This is a genomic window from Enterobacter asburiae, assembly GCF_007035645.1.
GTDB classification, from domain to species: Bacteria; Pseudomonadota; Gammaproteobacteria; order Enterobacterales; family Enterobacteriaceae; genus Enterobacter; species Enterobacter asburiae_B.
Genome location: NZ_AP019632.1, coordinates 1,675,768 through 1,697,169 on the forward strand (window position 1 = coordinate 1,675,768; position 21,402 = coordinate 1,697,169).

Annotated in this window: 23 protein-coding genes, 3 tRNA genes and 1 pseudogene; 17 read left to right on the forward strand and 10 right to left on the reverse strand. The window is 52.5% G+C overall.

Annotated elements, in window-relative coordinates; all coding sequences use genetic code 11:
* Positions 1-135 precede the first annotated feature (135 nt).
* Together fliE and yedD are read left to right on the forward strand one after the other, a co-directional pair.
* Positions 136-450 carry a flagellar hook-basal body complex protein FliE gene (fliE, locus tag FOY96_RS07935; protein ID WP_008500329.1) on the forward strand — a complete coding sequence of 105 codons (315 nt, stop codon included), beginning with the start codon at positions 136-138 and terminating at the stop codon, positions 448-450.
* A 74-nt stretch (positions 451-524) separates the two neighbouring features.
* Positions 525-938: a lipoprotein YedD gene (gene yedD / locus FOY96_RS07940; protein ID WP_023312299.1), complete on the forward strand. Its 414-nt coding sequence runs from the start codon at positions 525-527 to the stop codon at positions 936-938.
* Between the two features lie 102 nt (positions 939-1,040).
* On the opposite strand, the gene amyA is transcribed toward yedD, so the two are convergent.
* From amyA to fliD, 4 genes are read right to left on the reverse strand one after another with little or no spacing between them, the layout of a single operon-like run.
* Positions 1,041-2,528, reverse strand: coding sequence for an alpha-amylase (amyA, locus tag FOY96_RS07945; RefSeq protein ID WP_048981003.1), 1,488 nt, complete (start codon positions 2,526-2,528; stop codon positions 1,041-1,043).
* A gap of 51 nt (positions 2,529-2,579) precedes the next feature.
* On the reverse strand, positions 2,580-2,954 hold the full coding sequence (gene fliT / locus FOY96_RS07950; protein WP_023312297.1) for a flagella biosynthesis regulatory protein FliT: 375 nt from the start codon (positions 2,952-2,954) through the stop codon (positions 2,580-2,582).
* A gap of 5 nt (positions 2,955-2,959) precedes the next feature.
* On the reverse strand, positions 2,960-3,364 hold the full coding sequence (gene fliS, locus FOY96_RS07955; protein WP_023312296.1) for a flagellar export chaperone FliS: 405 nt from the start codon (positions 3,362-3,364) through the stop codon (positions 2,960-2,962).
* Positions 3,365-3,385: 21 nt separating this feature from the next.
* Positions 3,386-4,810: a flagellar filament capping protein FliD gene (gene fliD / locus FOY96_RS07960; RefSeq protein ID WP_143346815.1), complete on the reverse strand. Its 1,425-nt coding sequence runs from the start codon at positions 4,808-4,810 to the stop codon at positions 3,386-3,388.
* A 401-nt stretch (positions 4,811-5,211) separates the two neighbouring features.
* On the opposite strand from fliD, the gene FOY96_RS07965 reads away from it, so the two are divergent.
* The 9 genes from FOY96_RS07965 (at position 5,212) to sdiA (ending at position 13,122) form a co-directional block, all read left to right on the forward strand.
* Complete coding sequence (locus FOY96_RS07965; RefSeq protein WP_058841426.1) at positions 5,212-6,036, forward strand: flagellin N-terminal helical domain-containing protein; 825 nt, start codon at positions 5,212-5,214, stop codon at positions 6,034-6,036.
* An 8-nt stretch (positions 6,037-6,044) separates the two neighbouring features.
* Positions 6,045-7,304 (forward strand): flagellin lysine-N-methylase, encoded by a 1,260-nt coding sequence (fliB, locus tag FOY96_RS07970; RefSeq protein WP_139153139.1) that lies wholly within the window; start codon positions 6,045-6,047, stop codon positions 7,302-7,304.
* Between the two features lie 129 nt (positions 7,305-7,433).
* On the forward strand, positions 7,434-8,153 hold the full coding sequence (locus FOY96_RS07975) for an RNA polymerase sigma factor FliA (RefSeq protein WP_039263779.1): 720 nt from the start codon (positions 7,434-7,436) through the stop codon (positions 8,151-8,153).
* A 54-nt stretch (positions 8,154-8,207) separates the two neighbouring features.
* The gene (fliZ, locus tag FOY96_RS07980; protein ID WP_008500339.1) at positions 8,208-8,759 is read left to right on the forward strand and encodes a flagella biosynthesis regulatory protein FliZ; all 552 of its coding nucleotides are present in this window, start codon (positions 8,208-8,210) and stop codon (positions 8,757-8,759) included.
* 86 nt (positions 8,760-8,845) lie between these two features.
* A complete protein-coding gene (tcyJ, locus tag FOY96_RS07985; RefSeq protein WP_023336163.1) occupies positions 8,846-9,646 on the forward strand; it encodes a cystine ABC transporter substrate-binding protein in 801 nt (266 codons plus the stop codon).
* Between the two features lie 106 nt (positions 9,647-9,752).
* Positions 9,753-10,739, forward strand: coding sequence for a D-cysteine desulfhydrase (dcyD, locus tag FOY96_RS07990; RefSeq protein WP_048977123.1), 987 nt, complete (start codon positions 9,753-9,755; stop codon positions 10,737-10,739).
* Between the two features lie 21 nt (positions 10,740-10,760).
* Positions 10,761-11,429, forward strand: coding sequence for a cystine ABC transporter permease (gene tcyL / locus FOY96_RS07995; protein ID WP_014884380.1), 669 nt, complete (start codon positions 10,761-10,763; stop codon positions 11,427-11,429).
* Positions 11,426-12,178, forward strand: coding sequence for an L-cystine ABC transporter ATP-binding protein TcyN (tcyN, locus tag FOY96_RS08000; protein WP_143346816.1), 753 nt, complete (start codon positions 11,426-11,428; stop codon positions 12,176-12,178). The genes tcyL and tcyN overlap by 4 nt, the downstream gene beginning before the upstream one ends.
* Positions 12,179-12,399: 221 nt before the next feature.
* Entirely contained in the window at positions 12,400-13,122 is a 723-nt protein-coding gene (gene sdiA, locus FOY96_RS08005) for a quorum-sensing transcriptional regulator SdiA (RefSeq protein ID WP_143346817.1), read from the forward strand.
* Positions 13,123-13,188: 66 nt separating this feature from the next.
* Here the strand turns inward: sdiA and FOY96_RS08010 are convergent, their stop codons facing one another.
* Entirely contained in the window at positions 13,189-13,413 is a 225-nt protein-coding gene (locus tag FOY96_RS08010) for a DUF2594 family protein (RefSeq protein ID WP_008500345.1), read from the reverse strand.
* A gap of 25 nt (positions 13,414-13,438) precedes the next feature.
* Positions 13,439-13,507, reverse strand: a pseudogene (locus tag FOY96_RS23350) (hypothetical protein); the annotation flags it as partial.
* 372 nt (positions 13,508-13,879) lie between these two features.
* Here FOY96_RS23350 and uvrY point away from each other — a divergent pair.
* The 6 genes from uvrY (at position 13,880) to FOY96_RS08040 (ending at position 17,416) form a co-directional block, all read left to right on the forward strand.
* Positions 13,880-14,536, forward strand: a complete 657-nt coding sequence (gene uvrY, locus FOY96_RS08015) for a UvrY/SirA/GacA family response regulator transcription factor (RefSeq protein ID WP_013096026.1) — start codon at positions 13,880-13,882, stop codon at positions 14,534-14,536.
* The gene (gene uvrC, locus FOY96_RS08020; RefSeq protein WP_032658637.1) at positions 14,533-16,365 is read left to right on the forward strand and encodes an excinuclease ABC subunit UvrC; all 1,833 of its coding nucleotides are present in this window, start codon (positions 14,533-14,535) and stop codon (positions 16,363-16,365) included. Before uvrY ends, uvrC begins: the two co-directional genes overlap by 4 nt.
* Before the next feature lie 56 nt (positions 16,366-16,421).
* Positions 16,422-16,970: a CDP-diacylglycerol--glycerol-3-phosphate 3-phosphatidyltransferase gene (gene pgsA / locus FOY96_RS08025; protein ID WP_028019572.1), complete on the forward strand. Its 549-nt coding sequence runs from the start codon at positions 16,422-16,424 to the stop codon at positions 16,968-16,970.
* Between the two features lie 152 nt (positions 16,971-17,122).
* Positions 17,123-17,198 (forward strand) — tRNA-Gly (locus FOY96_RS08030).
* 46 nt (positions 17,199-17,244) lie between these two features.
* Positions 17,245-17,318, forward strand: a tRNA-Cys gene (locus FOY96_RS08035).
* A gap of 11 nt (positions 17,319-17,329) precedes the next feature.
* Positions 17,330-17,416: transfer RNA gene (locus tag FOY96_RS08040), tRNA-Leu, on the forward strand.
* Between the two features lie 287 nt (positions 17,417-17,703).
* Here FOY96_RS08040 and FOY96_RS08045 read toward each other — a convergent pair.
* The 4 genes from FOY96_RS08045 to livM all read right to left on the reverse strand — a co-directional run bounded on the left by FOY96_RS08045 (position 17,704) and on the right by livM (position 21,391).
* On the reverse strand, positions 17,704-18,165 hold the full coding sequence (locus tag FOY96_RS08045; protein WP_087822808.1) for an OB-fold protein: 462 nt from the start codon (positions 18,163-18,165) through the stop codon (positions 17,704-17,706).
* 366 nt (positions 18,166-18,531) lie between these two features.
* Positions 18,532-19,248 (reverse strand): ABC transporter ATP-binding protein, encoded by a 717-nt coding sequence (locus tag FOY96_RS08050; protein ID WP_096151452.1) that lies wholly within the window; start codon positions 19,246-19,248, stop codon positions 18,532-18,534.
* The gene (locus tag FOY96_RS08055; RefSeq protein ID WP_039263773.1) at positions 19,245-20,120 is read right to left on the reverse strand and encodes an ATP-binding cassette domain-containing protein; all 876 of its coding nucleotides are present in this window, start codon (positions 20,118-20,120) and stop codon (positions 19,245-19,247) included. The genes FOY96_RS08050 and FOY96_RS08055 overlap by 4 nt, the downstream gene beginning before the upstream one ends.
* On the reverse strand, positions 20,117-21,391 hold the full coding sequence (livM, locus tag FOY96_RS08060) for a high-affinity branched-chain amino acid ABC transporter permease LivM (protein WP_096151451.1): 1,275 nt from the start codon (positions 21,389-21,391) through the stop codon (positions 20,117-20,119). Before livM ends, FOY96_RS08055 begins: the two co-directional genes overlap by 4 nt.
* Positions 21,392-21,402 lie beyond the last annotated feature (11 nt).

Here is a 21,402-nt window from a genome sequence, read left to right on the forward strand (position 1 = left end):
ATGGCCCTGCCATTATTTGATGATTCGTGATTTTCTATGCGTCAAATAACCTGGTTTTTTCATGCTATTTACCGCCATTATCTTATTGACAAGCTGTTAGTCTTGACCGCGTAAAAAACCATCCAGGGGAGAGTCATGGCTATACAGGGCATTGAAGGGGTAATCAGTCAGTTGCAGGCAACGGCGATGACGGCCCGTAATCAGAATGTGGCAGATCAGCAGCCGAGCATCAGCTTCGCGGGGCAACTGCATGCCGCTCTTGACCGTATCAGTGATACCCAGACCGCAGCACGCACTCAGGCAGAAAAGTTCACCCTCGGTGAGCCGGGCGTGGCGCTGAATGATGTGATGACCGATTTGCAAAAAGCCTCGGTTTCCCTGCAGATGGGGATCCAGGTGCGTAACAAACTGGTGTCTGCGTATCAGGAAGTGATGGGGATGCAGGTTTAAGACCTCTCGATCTTCGCTGGCAGCCGCAGCGCTTTAATGCCACAATATTTTTTTCTTCGAATGCAGGAAAGATGATGAAAAAAATAGCAATTGCTGGCGCGCTGCTGGCACTGACCGGGTGCGTTCAGGTCGATAACTATAACGACGTGATCAAGCATCCTGTCCCGGCGCATCTGGCGGGATACTGGCAGTCGAAAGGGCCGCAGAGCAACATGGTCAGCCCGAAGGCGATTGCCACGCTGGTGGTGACGGAAGAGGGCGATACGCTGGACTGCCGTCAGTGGCAGCGCGTGATTGCCGTGCCGGGTAAAATCATGCTGCGTTCAGACAGTTATTACAACGTGACGCGTAAGCTGGATATCTATCCGCTGGAGCGCGATGGCTCGACGCTGGAGTATGACGGCCTGGAGCTGCAGAAGGTCGACCGTCCAACGGTTGAGTGTGCCGATTACCTGAGTAAAAATCCGCTAGAGAGTAAACTACCCTAAGGGTAAACGCAAAACGGCAACCTCGTTGCCGTTTTTGGTGTTTGCGCCCTCTCCCTGTGGGAGAGGGACGGGGTGAGGGCATCAGGCCGCACGTTTCCCGTTCTACAGCGCATCCTCTATCACCCAAACGCTGACGCTTCCCCCATTACAGGTAAACGTCCCTTCGCCATCCGCCGCCGTGGTGATGGTTTCTTCGCGATTGCCGAGAAAATCCCGCCACGTTTTGTTGCCGTAGTTTTCCCCAAGACAAATCACCTTCTCGCCGTCGTCCCCGTTCGACATCACCACCACGCAGCCGGGATCGTCATCGGTGCCGCTGCGGCTGAAAGCGATGCAGTTAGGATGGTCGAAAAACAGCGTTTGCACGCCGTGGGCAAAACGCTGGCGCGCGAGGATCAGCTCGTGAAGCTGCTCAATGACCGGCATATCAATATGGTACGTTTCACCGTCGCCTCCCGCGTCGTCATAGCTGGCGCCGAAGAGATCCGGATAAAAGACGCTCGGCACGCCATTTTCCCGCAGCAGGATCAGCGCGTACGCCAGCGGTTTAAACCAGGCTTCGACCGGTGCTTCCAGCGCCTGCAAAGGCTGGGTGTCGTGGTTCGCGACGAGGGTGACCGCATGAAACGGATCGGCTTCCACCAGGGTACCGGTGAAGATTTGGCTCATGTCGTAATCCCGGCCCTGACGTGACGCCTCGTGGAATTTCATCTGCAGAGGGGCATCAAACAGCATGGTTTTGCCTTCGACCTGGTCGATATAGGCCTGAAGTTTATCCACCTCATGGGACCAGTATTCCGCCACGATAAACAGCGGCTGGTCGGCGACTTCCTGGACGTGCTCAATCCACTCCTTGTAAAACCAGGCGGGAATATGCTTGACGGCGTCCAGACGAAAACCGTCGCAGCGCGTCTGTTCCATGACCCAGCGGGCCCAGTATTTGATCTCCTCGGTCACGGCGTGATTGCGAAAGTCGATATTTTCGCCCATCAGGTAGTCGAAGTTGCCCATCTCATCATCAACCTGATCGTTCCAGCCTTCGCCGGTGTAGTCGTTGACGATTTTAAAGATGCCATCTTCATCGGGGTTTTCAATATGGTCGACGCCGCTGAAGCATTTGTAGTCCCAGATAAACTGTGAGTACTGCCCGGCCCGGGCTGGGAAGGTGTAGCGAGTCCAGGCTTCGCATTCAATTACCTCGTCATCGATTTGCGTGCGGTCCTGTTCGTTCACGCGCTGAACGCGCACGGGCTCTTTTTCATCGGCGCCCATTTTGTGGTTGACCACCACGTCCAGCAGAACGGCAATGTCGTTGCTTTTAAGGGCATCAATAGCCTCCAGCAGCTGCGCCTTGTCGCCGTATTTCGTGGCGATACTGCCTTTCTGGTCAAATTCGCCAAGATCGAACAGGTCATAGGTGTCATAGCCGACAGAATACCCGCCGGATGCCCCTTTACAGGCGGGCGGCAGCCAGATCATGTTGATGCCGATTTCGTTAAGATTGGGAGCTAACGCCGTGACCTCTCGCCACAATTCACCGCCAGCAGGGTAGTACCAGTGAAAACATTGTAACAGGGTGGGGTTTTTCATCATCCTTGCTCCAGAAGCCATTGGCAGACTTCTGGAGTATGGATGAAGAAATCATAGTTGTGTGTCGCGGGTAAAACTTTCTGGATAAAGAATATTCCCTGACAGCTTTCCATAGGTAGACGTGATGGATTGCTGTTTACCGGTTTGATCAATCAGATTGCGCAGTTCGTCCATCCGGACTTTCAGCAGTGCCTTTAGCGCATTCTCATTTTCAAGGATCATTTCCAGCAGCGCACGCGCTTGCTCAACCTGAGCCGGAGGGCATGACATGATGGGTGTCTGCGAAATTTTTTCCACCAGTTGAACGTAATGCATTTCCTGCTCGATAAGCGCATCCCATTGACCAGAATGTGCGAGATTTAGCATAGCAATGCTCTGAGCATGTAACGCCTGCCAGTGGCTAAGCGCAGCGCTGGGATTATTCATCAAAATTATCCTGAAATAGAGGACGCATTGGGGCCGATTTGCTTCCACGCATCCGCAATGTTGTTTAATAAACCCTCGACTTCAACAATTGCGTCTACGTCGTTACTGACATTCGCCAGCAACAAACGTCGAACCATATATTCATACAAGGAGGCAAGATTACCGGACAATTCGCTCTCAACCTCCATGTTCAGTCCTGCTTTCAAACCGTTGTCGATGATGTTGATGGCCTTGGATAAGGCTTCGCCTTTCTCTCGAATTTGTCCGGCTTCCATGAACAAACGCGCGCGAACAAGGGCGCTATGCGCCCCGTCGAACAACATGACAATCAGCTGGTGTGGACTGGCATTCATGACTGCGCTTTCTACTCCTATCTGCTGATAGGATTGAACACCAGAGGTCTTATACATATCCACTCCTGAAGGCTACGACTACTTTTGTGAGAACTGTTGGGTCAGGTAGTTGGCTGTACTGGTCATTTTGGTGACTAATACGTCCAGACTGGTGAACTGGGTTTTGTAACGCGCCATGGTGGCTTCAATTTGAGCATCCATGGCATCGTAACGTTCGCCCAGCGTTTTCAGCGTTTTGTTGATCCCGTCTTTCGCGTTCTGGATCACCCCGGCGCTGCCGGTACTGGTGCTGAGCATGGTGGTCAGCGTGTTGTTCATCTGGGTCGCCATACCGGTTTTCTTTCCGTCACCGACAAAATACTGCTGTACGGCGTTCGGGTTGTCGGTCAGCGCTTTTTTCAGCTTATCGGTGTCGACTTTCAGGTTACCGACGGTACCGTCCGAGCCTTTCACCGGATCCTGGGTGATCCCCAACTGGGCCATGATCTGAATGGAGCCGGCCTGCACTTCGGTCAGCAGGCCGCGCAGCTGGGACTGAACCCCGCGCACGTTCGCATCACCGACCAGCGCACCGTTGCTGGTAGACTGGCTGCCGGCGCCTGCATCAACCGGAACATACTTCGTCAGGCTGTTAATGGTGGACTGCAGCGAGTTATACGCCGTGACCCAGTCGGTGATCGCCTTCTGGTTCGCATCCGTTGCGCGAGTCACCTCCAATGTTTCATCTGCCTTGCTTTCTGCTTTCAGCGAGAAAGTCACGCCAGGCAGGGCATCGGTAATGGTATTCGTCTGGCGCTCAATCGAAATGCTGTTCACTACCACAATTGCGTTTTGAGCTCCGGTGTTCACCGTCAGCGCGCCCGTTTTGGTGGTTGAATCATAACCAATGGCGCCTTGCAGCTTGGCGTCGCCGGTAACGTTGATGGTCATCGCACCATCCGTACCGGTGGTTTTAGATGACAGCATCAGGCGGTAATCACCGTCTTTCGCTTTAATGACGCTGGCGGTGACGTTGCCGTTCGCTTTATTAATGGCGCTCGCGATCCCGGCCAGCGACGTATCGCCATCCGCCAGGGTGACCTCTAAAGGCGTTTTCGTGCCCGGCTGGGTGATGGTGATTTTACGCGTTGTACCTGTCGTATCGCCCAGCAGATCCGTGTTGTTTGCATAAGAGCCGGTAGTGAGTGCCTGTGCCTTTGCAACCTGGTTGACGTTGACAACAAAGGAACCCACGGACGCGTCTGCCGTTGTCGTGGCGGTAAAGGCCGTGTTGGTGCTGCTAACGGACGTTGAGTTCCAGGTGGTTGCTTTACCCAGTGCAGCGGTGGCAGTCTGCAGCGATGTCATGGCGCTCTGCAGTTTGCCGTAAGCGCTTAACTGTGCGTTATACGTTGATTGCTGGGAAGTAATCGTCGTCAGCTTGGTTTTCTCTGCCGCTTCCAACTGATTATATAAATCCCCGAGTCCTGCAGAACCTATCCCGAGGTTACTGATAGTAGCCATGCATATTTTCCTTAAAATACGAAAGTAGTTCAGGACTCTTATCGGCCTCTCAACGTAAAAGTTTACGATGGTGAGAAAAAAATAATCCGAAGAATAGACGCGTTCTGGCGGGGTAAATGAATGGATTGCACTTTAGGGACATTATCAGTGCATTAAAAACACGATTAAGTGTGTGCCTTTTTTGCCATCTCTTTGCGCGTTAAAAAAGCGCAAATAATAAGCCTCTGGCTGACCGTAATTGATTTTCTAAAAATAAAATGATTAATAATCAGTAGCTTGTATTTTTTTAAAAATTGATTCTAAAGTCTTTTGGGGACCCGTCGATAACCTTGTTGACGGTGAGAGACGCTGTGAGTGTTAGGCACCGGACCTAAAACCCAATTTTTGAAGGAAACAAAATTATGGCAGTTATCAATACTAACCTGATGTCCCTGACCACTCAGAACAACCTGAACAAATCTCAGTCTTCTCTGGGCACTGCTATCGAGCGTCTGTCTTCAGGTCTGCGTATTAACAGCGCGAAAGACGATGCTGCTGGCCAGGCGATTGCAAACCGCATGACCGCTCAGATCAAAGGGATGACCCAGGCTGCACGTAACGCCAACGACGGTATCTCCATGGCGCAGACTGCTGAAGGTTCCCTGAACGAAATCAACAGCAACTTGCAGCGTGTCCGTGAACTGGCTGTTCAGGCAAGCAACGGCACCAACAGCGCATCTGACCTGTCATCCCTGCAGGATGAAGTTAAAGCGCGTCTGGCTGAAATCAACCGCGTTGCAGGCAAAACTGACTTCAACGGCATCAAACTGCTGGACGGCACTGCTGGTACTGCTGGTAAAGTTAAAATTCAGGTTGGCGTAAACGACGGCGACACCATCGATCTGGACCTGAGCGGTGCTAAAGCTGACACCACTACTCTGGGCGTGAACGCTATCGACCTGACAGCAATGACCGCTACTGACCTGGACACCATCGACAAAGCTATTGCTAAAGTTGATACCGCTCGTTCCGGTCTGGGTGCTGTGCAGAACCGCTTCACTTCTGCAATCAACAACCTGAACAACACCTCTAACAACCTGTCTGCTGCTCAGTCCCGTATCCAGGACGCTGACTACGCAACTGAAGTTTCCAACATGTCCCGCGCGCAGATCCTGCAGCAGGCTGGTACTTCTGTTCTGTCTCAGGCAAACCAGGTTCCACAGACCGTTCTGTCTCTGCTGCGTTAATTTTACGCGTGAAACCCCGCTTCGGCGGGGTTTTTTTATCTCTGCTATTTGAGAATCCGCCTGTGAAACAAATCAGTGTCACTCAACCAAAGCTGGTCGCAGATTTTTCATGTGTCGGTGGGGAATGCCGTGAACATTGTTGTCAGGGCTGGACCATCGCGTTTGATAAATCCTCCGTTAATCGCTATCTGAACAGTAAAAATGCCGCTATTCGTCAGACGGCGAAAACGGCGATAAAAGTCACCAAAAAAAACTATGACCACTGGGGTGAAGTGATTTTCCATACGGAAAGTAAAAACTGCCCGTTTATGGATACGGAAAAACTCTGTTCTGTTCATAGCGCCATGGGCATCCAGGCCTTAAGCCCAACCTGTACGTCGTTCCCGCGGACAAACCGGGTCTATAAAAATGAAATCGAAAAATCGCTGAACCTCTCGTGTCCGGAAGTGACCCGACTTCTGTTGAACGATCGGGAGTCTATGTCGTTGATGGAATCTGTCATTGTTCAGCAGGACGTCAATAATGCGCCGATGATTGATTTGAAGGCAAAGGTCATCAATCTCTTCTGCCAGAATATTTTCAGCGTTGAGGGCGTCAGCGTTGAAGAACAGGTTTACGCCGTGGTGAAATTCCTCATGGTGGCTGAAAAGCTCGATAATCTCGAAGAGAATATCGGCACGCTCGAAACGGTCTATTTCTCGCTGGTTAACGAACTGGTGAGCGGTAAAATCAAAACGGAATTAGGCGGATTTAATCAGAACTACAGACTGAAATTCGCATTAATTTCGCTCATCCAGAGTTTCTTTACGAAGAAAACAGCCAGCCGCGGCGGCGCCGTGTTGAATCGTTATTTTTCTCAGCTTTATCAACAATTTGAGTCTGCGGGTGACACTGTGCCGGCAGAGAAAGTCATGGAGAACATCGAGTCCGTCTGGCGCGATGTGGCGGGCAGTTACCTGGCGACCAATGACCATTTGTTTAAGAACTTTTTTAAATACAAACTCTGGGAGCAGGGCTTCCCGCAGAACAATGGCCGCAGCATGTTGAATAACCTTTATTTAATCGTTGCGGAGTTCTATTTCCTTAAAACGTTACTTGCCGGTCAGGCGATCGTGGCGGGGAAAATTGAACAAGATAATATTATTGATGTTATTTACAGCTTCCACTCCCTTAGCCAGCATAATCAGGAAGCGGGAAAGCTCTTTCATCAACATATAGATAGCGTCAAACTGGGCGACGATCTTTCATTGTTACAACTGTTAATTTAGCCAGAAAAGTTGCCCCTGTTGTGGGCAACCTCAGAATAACCTCACTTTATCCCCCTTTTTCATCCAATTGAACGCCCTGCAGAATCGGATAATCATGCCGATAACTCAACTAACGCAGGGCTGTTTATCGTGAATTCACTCTATACCGCTGAAGGTGTAATGGATAAACACTCGCTGTGGCAGCGTTATGTCCCGCTGGTGCGTCACGAAGCATTGCGCCTCCAGGTGCGCTTGCCGGCGAGCGTGGAACTCGACGATCTGCTACAGGCGGGCGGTATCGGGTTATTGAATGCAGTTGACCGATACGACGCTCTGCAAGGAACGGCATTTACGACTTACGCAGTTCAGCGTATTCGTGGTGCGATGCTGGACGAGCTGCGCAGCCGCGACTGGGTGCCGCGCAGTGTTCGCCGCAACGCGCGCGAAGTGGCGCATGCGATGGGGCAGCTGGAACAGGAACTGGGACGTAACGCAACGGAAACCGAAGTGGCGGAGCGTCTTGGCATTGCTGTTGAAGAGTATCGTCAGATGTTGCTCGATACCAATAATAGCCAACTCTTCTCTTATGACGAGTGGCGCGAAGAGCATGGCGATAGCATCGAGCTGGTGACGGACGAGCACCAGCATGAAAACCCGTTACACCATTTAATGGAAGGGAATTTACGCCAGCGCGTCATGGAGGCTATTGAAGCTCTGCCTGAACGCGAACAGCTGGTATTGACCCTTTATTACCAGGAAGAGCTTAACCTCAAAGAGATTGGCGCTGTTCTGGAGGTGGGAGAGTCGCGGGTGAGCCAGCTGCACAGCCAGGCCATTAAACGCTTACGAACCAAGCTGGGTAAGTTATAGGTGATTGATTCACCTTAAAAATGCCGCACAACGTATTGACAACCAGGAGTTATCATGACGGTGCAGCAATCTAAAAGACGGCCTTTAAGCCGCTACCTGAAAGACTTTAAACACAGCCAGACGCATTGCGCCCACTGTAACAAGTTACTCGATCGTATCACGCTGGTTCGCCGGGGCGAAATCGTCAATAAGATTGCGATTTCGCGTCTCGACACGTTGATGGACGAAGCAGCATGGCTCGAAGAGCAAAAAGAGTGGGTGGCGCTTTGCCGTTTCTGTGGGGATCTCCACTGCAAAGAGCAAAGCGACTTCTTCGATATTATCGGCTTCAAGCAGTTCCTGTTTGAACAAACGGAGATGAGCCACGGCACCGTTCGCGAATATGTCGTTCGCCTGCGCCGCCTTGGGCAACATCTGACCGTAAACAACATTTCTCGCGATCTGCTGAAAACCGGTTATCTGGATGAAAATCTGGAGCCGTGGCTGCCTGCGACCAGCACCAACAACTACCGAATTGCGCTGCGCAAGTATGCTCAATACAAGGTACAAATGCCGGGTGCCATAAAGCAGAAAGCCCACGCCGGAACAACTTCTGATATATATTAAAAAAGAATAAGATGTAGCGCAGTCGCCTTTGACGTTGCAGGCGATTTCTCTACACTACGTAAAAATTCCACTATATCGGGGTATTTATGAAATTTGCACTTCTGGGTCGTCAGGCGCTGATGGGTGTTATGGCCGTTGCGCTGGTTGCGGGCATGAGCGTGAAAACGTTCGCCGCAGAAAACCTGCTGAATAAAGTAAAAGAGCGCGGTACGCTGCTGGTCGGGCTGGAAGGAACCTATCCTCCGTTCAGCTTCCAGGGCGATGACGGTAAGCTGACCGGTTTTGAAGTGGAGTTTGCTGAAGAGCTGGCGAAGCACCTCGGCGTTAAAGCGTCACTGAAACCGACCAAATGGGACGGTATGCTGGCGTCGCTGGATTCCAAACGTATTGATGTGGTGATTAATCAGGTGACCATTTCTGACGAGCGTAAGAAGAAATATGACTTCTCTACGCCGTACACCGTGTCCGGTATTCAGGCGCTGGTGAAGAAAGGCAACGAAGGCGGAATTAAAACTGCCGCGGACCTGAAAGGGAAGAAAGTCGGTGTCGGTCTGGGTACCAACTACGAAGAGTGGCTGCGCCAGAACGTGCAGGGCGTGGATATCCGCACCTATGATGATGACCCGACGAAATACCAGGATTTGCGCGTGGGCCGTATCGACGCCATTCTGGTTGACCGCCTGGCAGCGCTGGATCTGGTGAAGAAAACCAACAATACCCTGGCGGTAGCGGGTGATGCGTTCTCTCGTCAGGAATCAGGCGTTGCCGTTCGTAAAGGTAACGAAGACCTGGTCAAAGCGATTGATTCCGCGATTGCTGACATGCAAAAAGACGGCAGCCTGAAGGCGCTCTCCGAGAAGTGGTTCGGTGCAGACGTCACCAAATAAGTCTTTGACGTAAAAAAAGGCGCTTTTAAAAGCGCCTTTTTTATTTCTTTCGCGTCTGCGTGCATAATGAAAAATATCACATTTTGTCAGAGTTACCGGAGAACCCATGTCACTACAGAATTTAACGCGCTTTCCCCGCCTGGAGTTCATCGGCGCGCCGACGCCGCTGGAGTACCTGCCGCGATTTTCTGATTATTTAGGGCGCGATATTTTTATCAAGCGTGACGACGTGACGCCGATGGCGATGGGGGGCAATAAGCTGCGCAAGCTGGAGTTTCTGGCGGCTGACGCACTGCGCGAAGGCGCGGATACGCTCATTACCGCCGGAGCTATCCAGTCCAACCACGTTCGTCAGACGGCGGCAGTGGCGGCAAAGCTCGGGCTCCACTGCGTGGCATTGCTGGAAAACCCGATTGGCACGCGGGCAGAAAACTATCTTACCAACGGTAACCGCCTGCTGCTGGATCTGTTTAACGTGCAGGTCGAAATGGTGGAGGCGTTGACCGACCCGACCGCCCAGCTCGACGAGCTGGCGACGCGTCTGGAAGCGCAGGGGTTCCGCCCCTACGTTGTCCCCGTCGGCGGTTCGAACGCGCTGGGCGCGCTGGGGTATGTGGAAAGTGCGCTGGAAATCGCGCAGCAGTGCGAGGGCGCGGTAAGCCTTTCCTCCGTGGTTGTCGCGTCCGGCAGCGCGGGCACGCACGCCGGGCTGGCGGTGGGGCTCGAACAACTGCTGCCGGACGTCGAGCTGATTGGCGTGACGGTATCCCGCAGCGTCGCGGATCAGAAGCCGAAGGTGGTCACTTTACAGCAGGCGGTAGCCGCGCAGCTGGAGCTGAAGGCCAGGGCCGATATTCTGCTCTGGGACGACTATTTTGCGCCTGGTTACGGCACGCCTAACGAAGAGGGCATGGAGGCGGTGAAGCTGCTGGCGCGCCTCGAGGGGATACTGCTCGATCCGGTCTATACCGGCAAAGCGATGGCCGGACTGATTGACGGCATTGCGCAGAAACGCTTTAAGGATGAAGGGCCGATTTTATTTGTCCATACCGGCGGGGCGCCTGCGCTGTTTGCCTACCATCCTCATGTCTAAAAATCAGGTCGAAAAATAATAATGCAAGAAAGTATTCAGCTGGTTATTGATTCTCTGCCGTATCTGCTGAAAGGTGCGGTATTTACGTTACAGCTCAGTATCGGCGGGATGTTCTTCGGGCTGGTGCTGGGATTTGTGCTGGCATTAATGCGCATGTCACCCATCCTGCCGGTACGCTGGCTGGCGCGCTTTTATATTTCCGTATTTCGCGGCACGCCGCTTATCGCCCAGCTCTTTATGATCTACTACGGCTTGCCGCAGTTTGGTATCGAGCTGGATCCGATCCCCGCAGCGATGATTGGTCTGTCGCTCAATACCGCGGCGTACACGTCAGAAACCCTGCGAGCGGCGATCTCCTCCATTGACAAAGGGCAGTGGGAGGCGGCGGCCAGTATCGGGATGACGCCATGGCAGACGCTGCGTCGGGCCATTCTGCCGCAGGCTGCGCGCGTGGCGCTTCCACCGCTCAGCAACAGCTTCATTAGCCTGGTGAAAGATACGTCCCTGGCGGCAACGATTCAGGTACCGGAGCTGTTCCGTCAGGCGCAGCTCATTACTTCGCGCACGCTTGAGGTCTTTACCATGTATCTGGCCGCCTCGCTGATTTACTGGGTGATGGCGACGGTGCTGTCTGCTCTGCAAAACTACTTCGAAAACCAGCTTAACCGCCAGGAGCGTGATCCAAAATGAGTGCTATCGACGTCAAAAACCTGGTGAAAAAATTCCACGGTCAAACGGTGCTCCACGGGATCGATCTTGAAGTCGAGCAGGGTGAAGTGGTGGCGATTATCGGACCAAGCGGTTCGGGAAAAACGACGCTGCTGCGCAGTATTAACCTGCTTGAACAGCCGGAAGGCGGCACTATTCGGGTAGGGGAGATAACGATTGATACCGGGAAATCCATTAGCCAACAGAAAGGGTTAATTCGCCGCCTGCGCCAGCATGTCGGCTTCGTTTTCCAGAGCTTTAATCTCTTCCCGCACCGTACGGTGCTGGAGAACATTATTGAAGGACCGGTCATTGTAAAAGGTGAATCGAAAGAGGAAGCGACGGCGCGCGCGCGCGAACTGCTCGCTAAAGTCGGGCTCGCGGGGAAAGAGACCAGCTATCCGCGCCGTCTGTCTGGCGGGCAACAGCAGCGCGTGGCGATAGCGCGCGCGCTGGCTATGCGCCCTGACGTGATCCTTTTTGATGAACCGACCTCTGCGCTCGATCCGGAACTGGTGGGTGAAGTGCTGAACACCATTCGCCAGCTGGCGCAGGAAAAACGGACGATGGTGATCGTGACGCATGAAATGAGCTTTGCACGCGATGTGGCTGACAGAGCCATCTTCATGGATCAGGGGCGGATTGTGGAGCAGGGGCCGGCGAAAAGCCTGTTCGCTAATCCTCAGCAGCCGCGAACCCGTCAGTTCCTTGAAAAATTCCTGATGCAGTAGCATTTTTGCACTAATTTGCTCCAGAAATTTAGGCTGGAGCAAATTATTCTCCCTTCGGGGGCAGTCGTTTGTTTTTTTATTCCATCCGGCCCGGATAAACCTTATCAATAGTAAAGTTAATTGTGCTAATGCCGATATTTTGTAGTTAGAAAAAAGTTTTATGTGTTAGGTTATATTCACCATAATAATGATTATCTTTTCAGAGGCTTCATTTAGTAAGTATGAAGGATTCAGACTTTTTCACCTGGCGACGGGATTGCTCCCTCCGGTTTCGGGAATTGACGAATACCGATGAGGTATATCGAGAGCTAGAGCGGCAAACTCAGGCGCTGGAATTCGATTATTACGCGCTCTGCGTGCGACATCCCGTGCCCTTTACGCGCCCTAAAATCTCTTTGCAGACCACTTATCCAAAGCCGTGGATGGCGCAATATCAATCCGCGAACTATTTCGCTATCGATCCGGTTTTAAAAGCGGAAAATTTCATCCAGGGTCATTTGCCCTGGACAGACGCATTATTTGCCGAGGCGCAGGAATTATGGCATAGCGCCCAGGACCACGGTTTACGCGCGGGAATAACGCAGTGCCTGATGCTGCCTAATCATGCGCTTGGCTTCCTGTCTGTTTCCCGTACTAGTGCACTGGAAGGGCCGTTTGCCCATGAGGAAATAGAACTGCGGCTGCAAATGCTGGTGCAAATGGCCTTAACTTCTCTGGTGCGTTTTGAAGATGAGATGGTCATGCCACCTGAAATGAAATTCAGCAAACGCGAGCGCGAAATTCTGAAATGGACTGCGGAAGGGAAGACGTCAGCGGAAATAGCGATCATTCTCTCTATCTCAGAGAATACCGTTAACTTCCATCAGAAAAATATGCAGAAGAAATTCAACGCGCCTAACAAAACCCAGATTGCGTGCTACGCGGCGGCAACGGGACTGATCTGACGGGATAATACGTTCTGCGTGACAGACGAGCAAACGGCTGAATGCACTGCATCCAGCCGTTTTTTGTTACTGGCGGTAGGCTTGTTTGATTTGCTTAACGGTGTTAGCAAATACCGCAGATTCAGCCTGGTCTTCCATCTCCGCGATTTGTTTTTCCATTTTAATGATCACACGACCGGCATCCGCCTGGCCCATCGCCTGCAGCATCAGCGTCAGCAGTGCTTTCAGGCAGTTTACTTCCTGTGCCAGTTCCTGGTTATTCTCCGCAGTGGCAAATTCAGGTGTGCTCATTTATTTTCCTCATTATTTAACGGCGCTAAAGCGCGACGACGAAAGTCAAGGCGGCGGAGTATACCACAAGCTGCAGCAAAAAATGCAGCGGTTGTTTTTCGTACTTTTACGTTGATGTTTAATTGCGTAAACAGAACGTACCGGTAAACTAAACCGCCGTTAAAGTCTATTAATTGTTTATGCCCGGTTCGCTTGCCGTTAATTATTGTTACAAAAATTTGAGATCTGTTTTTTTGCAGGAAAAGCCTGCAAGTTTTTTGTAACTTTTTGAATACAGATGCTTAAAAAAAGCTGCAAAAGCCCTGAATGCATGGTCTCTCTTTCCACGGACTGTACAGCCTAATTTCCAAAAACGAGAGCAAAATCGAATAGCCGGTTTTTTAACGTTTTAATCTTGCGAGGAAAACCGTTAATATAAACCAAATTATCACTCAGTAGCGTTATCCCTATTCTGGAGACATTTCCTTTGATCAACGTCCTTCTTGTTGATGACCACGAACTGGTGCGCGCAGGGATACGACGCATTCTTGAAGATATTAAAGGTATTAAGGTTGCCGGTGAGGCGTGCTGCGGCGAAGATGCGGTAAAATGGTGCCGCACAAACTCGGCCGATGTGGTACTGATGGATATGAACATGCCCGGTATCGGTGGCCTTGAAGCAACACGCAAAATCGCGCGTACCTTTGTTGATACAAAAGTCATCATGCTGACCGTGCATACCGAAAACCCACTGCCCGCGAAAGTGATGCAGGCGGGCGCAGCGGGCTACCTGAGTAAAGGTGCTGCGCCGCAGGAAGTCGTCAATGCGATCCGTTCCGTGTTTGCCGGACAGCGCTACATAGCGTCCGACATTGCCCAGCAGATGGCGCTGAGTCAGATCGAGCCCGAGAAAACCGAATCACCGTTTGCCAGTTTGTCCGAGCGTGAATTGCAGATTATGCTGATGATCACCAAAGGTCAGAAGGTGAATGAGATCTCGGAGCAGCTGAATCTCAGCCCGAAAACGGTGAACAGCTATCGTTACCGGATGTTCAGTAAACTGAACATTCATGGCGACGTTGAACTGACGCACCTGGCCATCCGGCACGGTTTGTGTAATGCGGAGACGTTGTTAAGTCAGTGAGTGATGTGTTCGATTCAAAAGCATTTCTGAAAACCGTAACCAGCCAGCCTGGCGTCTATCGCATGTATGACGCTGGCGGTACGGTTATCTACGTGGGGAAGGCAAAAGATCTTAAAAAACGCCTCTCCAGCTATTTTCGCAGTAACCTGGCCTCCCGTAAGACCGAAGCGCTGGTCTCACTCATTCAGAATATTGATGTCACCGTCACGCACACCGAGACAGAAGCGCTGCTGCTTGAGCACAACTATATAAAGCTCTACCAGCCGCGCTATAACGTTCTGTTGCGTGATGATAAGTCCTACCCGTTTATTTTTCTGAGCGGCGATACCCATCCGCGCCTCGCGATGCACCGCGGTGCAAAACACGCCAAGGGCGAATACTTCGGGCCGTTCCCTAACGGCTATGCCGTGCGTGAAACGCTGGCGCTGCTGCAAAAAATCTTCCCTATCCGCCAGTGTGAAAACAGCGTTTACCGTAACCGCTCGCGCCCGTGCCTGCAGTACCAGATTGGACGCTGCCTGGGGCCTTGCGTGGAAGGGCTGGTAAGTGAAGAAGAGTATGCCCAGCAGGTGGATTATGTGCGCCTGTTCTTAGCCGGAAAAGACGATCAGGTCTTAACGCAGCTGATCGCGCGGATGGAAAAAGCCAGTGCCGCACTCGAGTTCGAAGAGGCCGCGCGTATCCGCGACCAAATCCAGGCGGTGCGCAGAGTCACTGAGAAACAGTTTGTCTCGAATACCGGTGACGATCTCGACGTCATCGGCGTAGCCTTTGACGCCGGGATGGCCTGCGTGCACGTGCTGTTTATTCGCCAGGGCAAAGTGCTCGGCAGCCGCAGCTATTTCCCGAAAGTGCCCGGCGGTACTGAACTGGGTGAAGTGGTGGAAACCTTTGTAGGCCAGTTCTACCTGCAGGGGAGCCAGATGCGCACGCTGCCTTCTGAGATCCTGCTCGATTTTAATCTTGACGATAAAACCCTGCTGGCCGATTCGCTCTCTGAACTGGCGGGCCGTCGGGTGAATGTACAAACTAAACCGCGCGGCGATCGCGCGCGTTATCTGAAGCTGGCGCGAACCAACGCGGCGACGGCACTCACCACTAAGCTGTCGCAGCAGTCGACGGTCAACCAGCGTTTAACGGCCCTGGCGACGCTGCTGAAGCTTCCGGAAGTGAAACGGATGGAGTGTTTCGACATCAGTCACACAATGGGAGAACAGACGGTGGCCTCCTGCGTGGTTTTTGATGCGAATGGCCCACTGCGCGCCGAGTATCGCCGCTACAACATCACCGGGATCACGCCGGGCGATGACTATGCGGCCATGAATCAGGTGCTGCGTCGTCGCTATGGTAAAGCCATAGAAGAGAGCAAAATTCCGGATGTGATCCTGATTGACGGCGGGAAAGGGCAGCTCGGCCAGGCGAAAGCGGTATTTGAATCGCTTGATGTCAGCTGGGATAAAAACCATCCGCTGCTGCTGGGGGTCGCAAAAGGGGCCGATCGTAAGGCCGGTCTGGAGACATTGTTCTTCGAGCCGGAAGGCGAGGGCTTCAGCCTGCCGCCGGACTCCCCGGCGCTGCACGTCATCCAGCATATTCGCGATGAATCACACGATCATGCCATCAGCGGTCACCGCAAAAAACGGGCGAAGGTGAAAAATACCAGTAGCCTGGAAACGATCGAAGGCGTGGGGCCAAAACGTCGCCAGATGCTGCTGAAATATATGGGCGGATTGCAAGGATTACTCAACGCCAGCATGGAGGAAATTGCAAAAGTGCCGGGTATTTCGCAAGGCCTGGCAGAAAAGATCTACTACTCGTTGAAACATTGAGGGCTCTGTAGCAACATAGAGCTAAATTTTACTGACAACAAACAGTTACCGTCATTATGCAATTTAATATCCCTACGTTGCTCACTCTCTTCCGTGTCGTACTCATCCCGTTCTTTGTACTGGCATTTTACCTGCCGGTCGTCTGGGCACCTTTCGCCTGCGCATTGATCTTCCTTATCGCAGCGGTCACCGACTGGTTTGATGGCTATCTGGCGCGCCGCTGGAATCAAAGCACCCGTTTCGGTGCCTTCCTCGATCCGGTGGCAGACAAAGTGATGGTCGCTATCGCCATGGTGCTGGTAGCCGAGCACTATCATACCTGGTGGGTGACGCTGCCCGCGGCAACCATGATCGGCCGCGAGATCATTATCTCTGCGCTGCGCGAGTGGATGGCGGAACTGGGGAAACGCAGCAGCGTGGCGGTCTCGTGGATTGGTAAAGTCAAAACGACGGCGCAGATGGCGGCGCTGGTCTGGATGCTCTGGCGTCCGAACGCCTGGGTTGAATGGGCGGGAATTGGTCTGCTGTGGGTGGCGGCAGTGCTGACGCTGTGGTCCATGCTGCAATATTTGAACGCTGCGCGCGGGGATTTGCTTGATCAGTGATCGTTTCGCCGTAATTTTCAGCAAACGATCCAGGGATGCAAAAAATAACGTTGACTCATAACGTCATATCAGTAGAATGCAACGCATCGAACGGCGGCACAGCAAGCCGGACGATAATGAAATCAAGTGGTTAGATGTTTACTTGATGACATGCGGGAATAGCTCAGTTGGTAGAGCACGACCTTGCCAAGGTCGGGGTCGCGAGTTCGAGTCTCGTTTCCCGCTCCAGATTAAAGACATGCGCAGTAGCGGGTGTCAGTTTGAAAAGTTTTACGGCGCGTTAGCAAAGCGGTTATGTAGCGGATTGCAAATCCGTCTAGTCCGGTTCGACTCCGGAACGCGCCTCCACTTTCTTCCCTGGCCGGATGGTGGAATCGGTAGACACAAGGGATTTAAAATCCCTCGGCGTTCGCGCTGTGTGGGTTCAAGTCCCACTCCGGCTACCATGGGAAACAAAGAATAATCAAAGCAATAAGCAGTGTCGTATAAACCACCGAAAGGTGGTTTTTTTATTTTCTGATTTCGCTCTCCGATTATTATTCCAGCTTTTCGCAAGTACAGCCAGGCGATTACATCGTCGCGTCTACATATCTTTATGTTACCCCGATACTGCAACGCGATTGGCGTGTGGAATAAGGGTATTATATAAGCATATCAGGTATGGATAAGTGGCATGATGTTGGCGACAGGATGGATCGGGGGAATGGAATGGGAGGGCAACCCTCCCGATTCGTTATTTTGCGAATAAACAATCTCGTCCAGAAGGAGCACCCATTACTCGGATCATTTTTTTACAAATAACAGTGACCTGCTGTCCTTTTTTCATTGCTGCAGCAGTAGCCTTTTCTGAGTTTTCCATCTCCATTCGTGCAGGCATGAACTGGTTGTCTGTTTGTAAGCCGATGATAATTGAGTCTGTAAAATCTTTATCAATGGACTGAACAACCCCCTTGACTGCGACGAGCTTACCTTTCATGTTTTCATCGGTTGCAACTTCATTTTCTTCATAAGCTTTAAAAAGCTGCCTTGCGGAGGTTGTAAACACTTCTTTTTGCGGTACTGACTCTTGCGTATCCGCAACTGATGCAGAAGACGAAGTCGCGCCTGCTTCAGATTTGTCGTTTTTACCGACGATATATCCCAGAACCATCAAAGCAATAAAGATATAGAAAATCCATTTAATAAATTTCTTCATGTAATCACCTGTTAGCTAATAGTTTTGCTGTGTAAGTAATGTGAGGTTTTCACCTTATTACTTTATCGCATAAGGACGCTTATTGCCTATAAAAAGGATTTACGCGAGTAAATTATTTTATCCTTTTTCAAGGAAAGCATTGTTGTGATATCCCAAAAAGGGGAGCTTAAGACTGCTGACAAAGTATCTTTTTGCGTTCCTCCCGCTGGAGCTACGCTTGCTCGGGCCTACAATAAATAGTGCGATTTATTGATATAGTTTTGGCTTAGAGGAGAAGAAGCGCAGCGACACACGTCATGAAAGGCAGCTGAATCGCCGATGTTAAACAGTATAAAGGTGATTCGATGGCGCATGAACATCGTGTAGTCAAACCCCGCCCAAATACGCCTTCCTCACCTCCTGATTTCCCAGCAGCTCCTCGCCGCTGCCGCTCAGCCGGATCTGCCCGTTAACCATCACATACCCGCGGTCGGAAAGCTTCAGCGCGTGATGCGCATTCTGCTCCACCAGAAAGATGGTCATGCCGTTGCGGGCCAGCTCGCGCAGCGTCTGGAAGATCTGTTTCACCACAATCGGCGCCAGACCGAGGCTCGGTTCATCCAGCAGCAGCAGCTTCGGACGGCTCATCAGCGCCCGGGCGATCGCCAGCATCTGCTGCTCTCCGCCGGACATGGTCATCGCGCGCTGCTTGCGTCGCTCCTTGAGGCGCGGGAACAGGTCGAACATGGTTTGCATATCCTCAGCGGCAAACTGGCTGCCGATGGGGATGGTCCCCATCAGCAGGTTCTCTTCAACGGTCATATCCGGGAAAATTCGTCTGCCTTCCGGCGCCTGCGCGATGCCGCCGGACGCGACGTAGTGGGTGGATTTATGGCTGATATCTTCACCGCCGAAAAGGATCTGTCCGCTGCGAATGCGGGGCTGGCCAAAGATGGACATCAGCAATGTCGATTTACCCGCGCCGTTTGCGCCAATCAGCGCCACGGTTTCACCCTTATTGACCTCGAGGGAAACCTGTTTAAGCGCCTGAATGACGCCGTAAAACACATCCACCCCGCGAAATGCCAGCAGCGGTTCGCTCATAGGTTGACCTCGCTTTCATCCGTACCCAGGTAGGCGGCAATGACCTTTTCATCATGCTGGATCTGCTCGGGTTTTCCCCTGGCAATAACATCCCCGTGGTCGAGCACGATAATGTCGTCCGAAATCTCCATCACCATCCCCATATCATGCTCAATCAGTAATACCGTGATGTCATGATGATCCCGCAGAAAGCGAATAATGCTGCTGAGCTTATGCGTTTCAACCGGGTTAAGTCCGGCGGCGGGTTCATCCAGACAGATCATTTCCGGGCCGGTGCACATTGCTCGCGCAATTTCCAGACGCCGCTGCTGGCCGTACGACATCTCTCCCGCCAGACGATTGGCGCACTCCACCAGATCCACCACTTCCAGCCAGTAGAAGGCCCTGTCCAGGGCGTCGCTTTCCGCCCGCCGGTATGCCGGCGTATTTAAGATCCCGGCGAGCAGATTGCGGTTAACGCGCATATGCTGCGCAACCAGCAGGTTTTCCACGACAGACATCTCGCGAAAAAGACGGATATTTTGAAACGTGCGGGCCAGCCCTGCGCGGTTGACCAGATGCGTTCCGCCAAACATTTTGTAGAACAGACGCTGCCCGAACTGCGCGGGGTTAATCCAGTCACCCGGCTGGAATTTTTGTCCGAGCACCTGAATAACGTTGGTCGTTTTATGGCGGGTATTAAATAAAATGTTGCCGCCGGAGGCCCTGTAGAAGCCCGTCAGACAGTTAAACACGGTTGTTTTTCCCGCCCCGTTTGGCCCAATAAGGGCGGTAATTGAGCCACGCTGTACGTCCAGGTTGACGTCATTTAGCGCCTTAATTCCGCCGAAGTGCATCATCAGATGTTCAACGCGTAATATCGTTCCGTTCATGGTGCGACACCCTTACGCACGGCGAACCCGCTGCGGTTAATGCGGATCAAACCGCGCGGACGCCAGATCATCATCACCACCATGAGCATGCCAAACAGCAGGACGCGGTACTCGGCAAAACTGCGCAGCAGTTCCGGCGTTACGGTGAGCACAAAAGCGGCCAGCACTACGCCAAGCGTCGAGCCCATACCGCCCAGCACCACGATGGCGAGGATCAGTGCAGATTCAAAGAACGTGAAGGAGGTCGGGTTCACGAACCCCTGATAGGTGGCGAAGAACACCCCGGCAATCCCTGCGGTCGATGCGCCCAGCGTAAAGGCCGACAGCTTAACCAGAACATGATTTAACCCCATCGAGCGGCAGGCAATTTCGTCTTCACGCAGTGCTTCCCACGCCCGACCAATCGGCATCCGCGTCAGGCGGTGCTTGATGTAGAGCACGAGCATCACCACCAGGAACAGCACCGCGTAGATAAAAATAAACTTCATGTTCGGGTTATAGGTCAGGTGGAAAAACTCGTGGAAGGGCACGCCGCCTTCTTTCGCGCGTCGCCCAAATTCCAGACCGAAAAAGGTGGGGGGAGGGGCCGACACGCCGTTTGGTCCGCCGGTGAAGGTCAGCCAGTTGTTCAGTATCAGGCGAATGATCTCCCCGAACCCGAGTGTGACGATGGCCAGATAGTCACCGTGCATGCGCAGTACCGGGAAACCGAGCAGGGCGCCTGCGGCGGCGGCCATGATTGCCGCCAGCGGCAGCATGCTCCAGAAGCCTAAGCCGAGATACTGGTATCCCAGCGCCAGACCGTACGCCCCAATTGCGTAGAACGCGACATATCCCAGATCCAGCAGGCCGGCCAGACCCACGACGATGTTCAGCCCCAGACCGAGAAGCACGTAGATCAGCCCGAGAATGGCGACGGTCAGCACATATTTCGTGGCGACAAACGGAAAGCAAATCGCAAGAGCAATTACCAGAGGAATAATCCAGCGCATGCGGCTTTTGTATTCCGGTGGCCGGACATATACGCCCGCGCTATCGGCTTCGAAGCGTGCCTGGAAACGGGCGCCCGCGGCGGTACCTAAAAAGGCGCTCAGCAGAAAACGCCCGAGCATGACGATGCCGACCATCCAGGCCAGCCGCTGTCCGGCGAAGTTAAAGCTGTAACCGTCCAGCACCACGCCCGCAATGGGGCCGAAAATAACCAGCGCAATCAGCCCGGAAAAAATCGCGTCCAGCATGCAGCGTTTAAGTGAAAAACCGTGTGATGTCATCATTCTCTCCC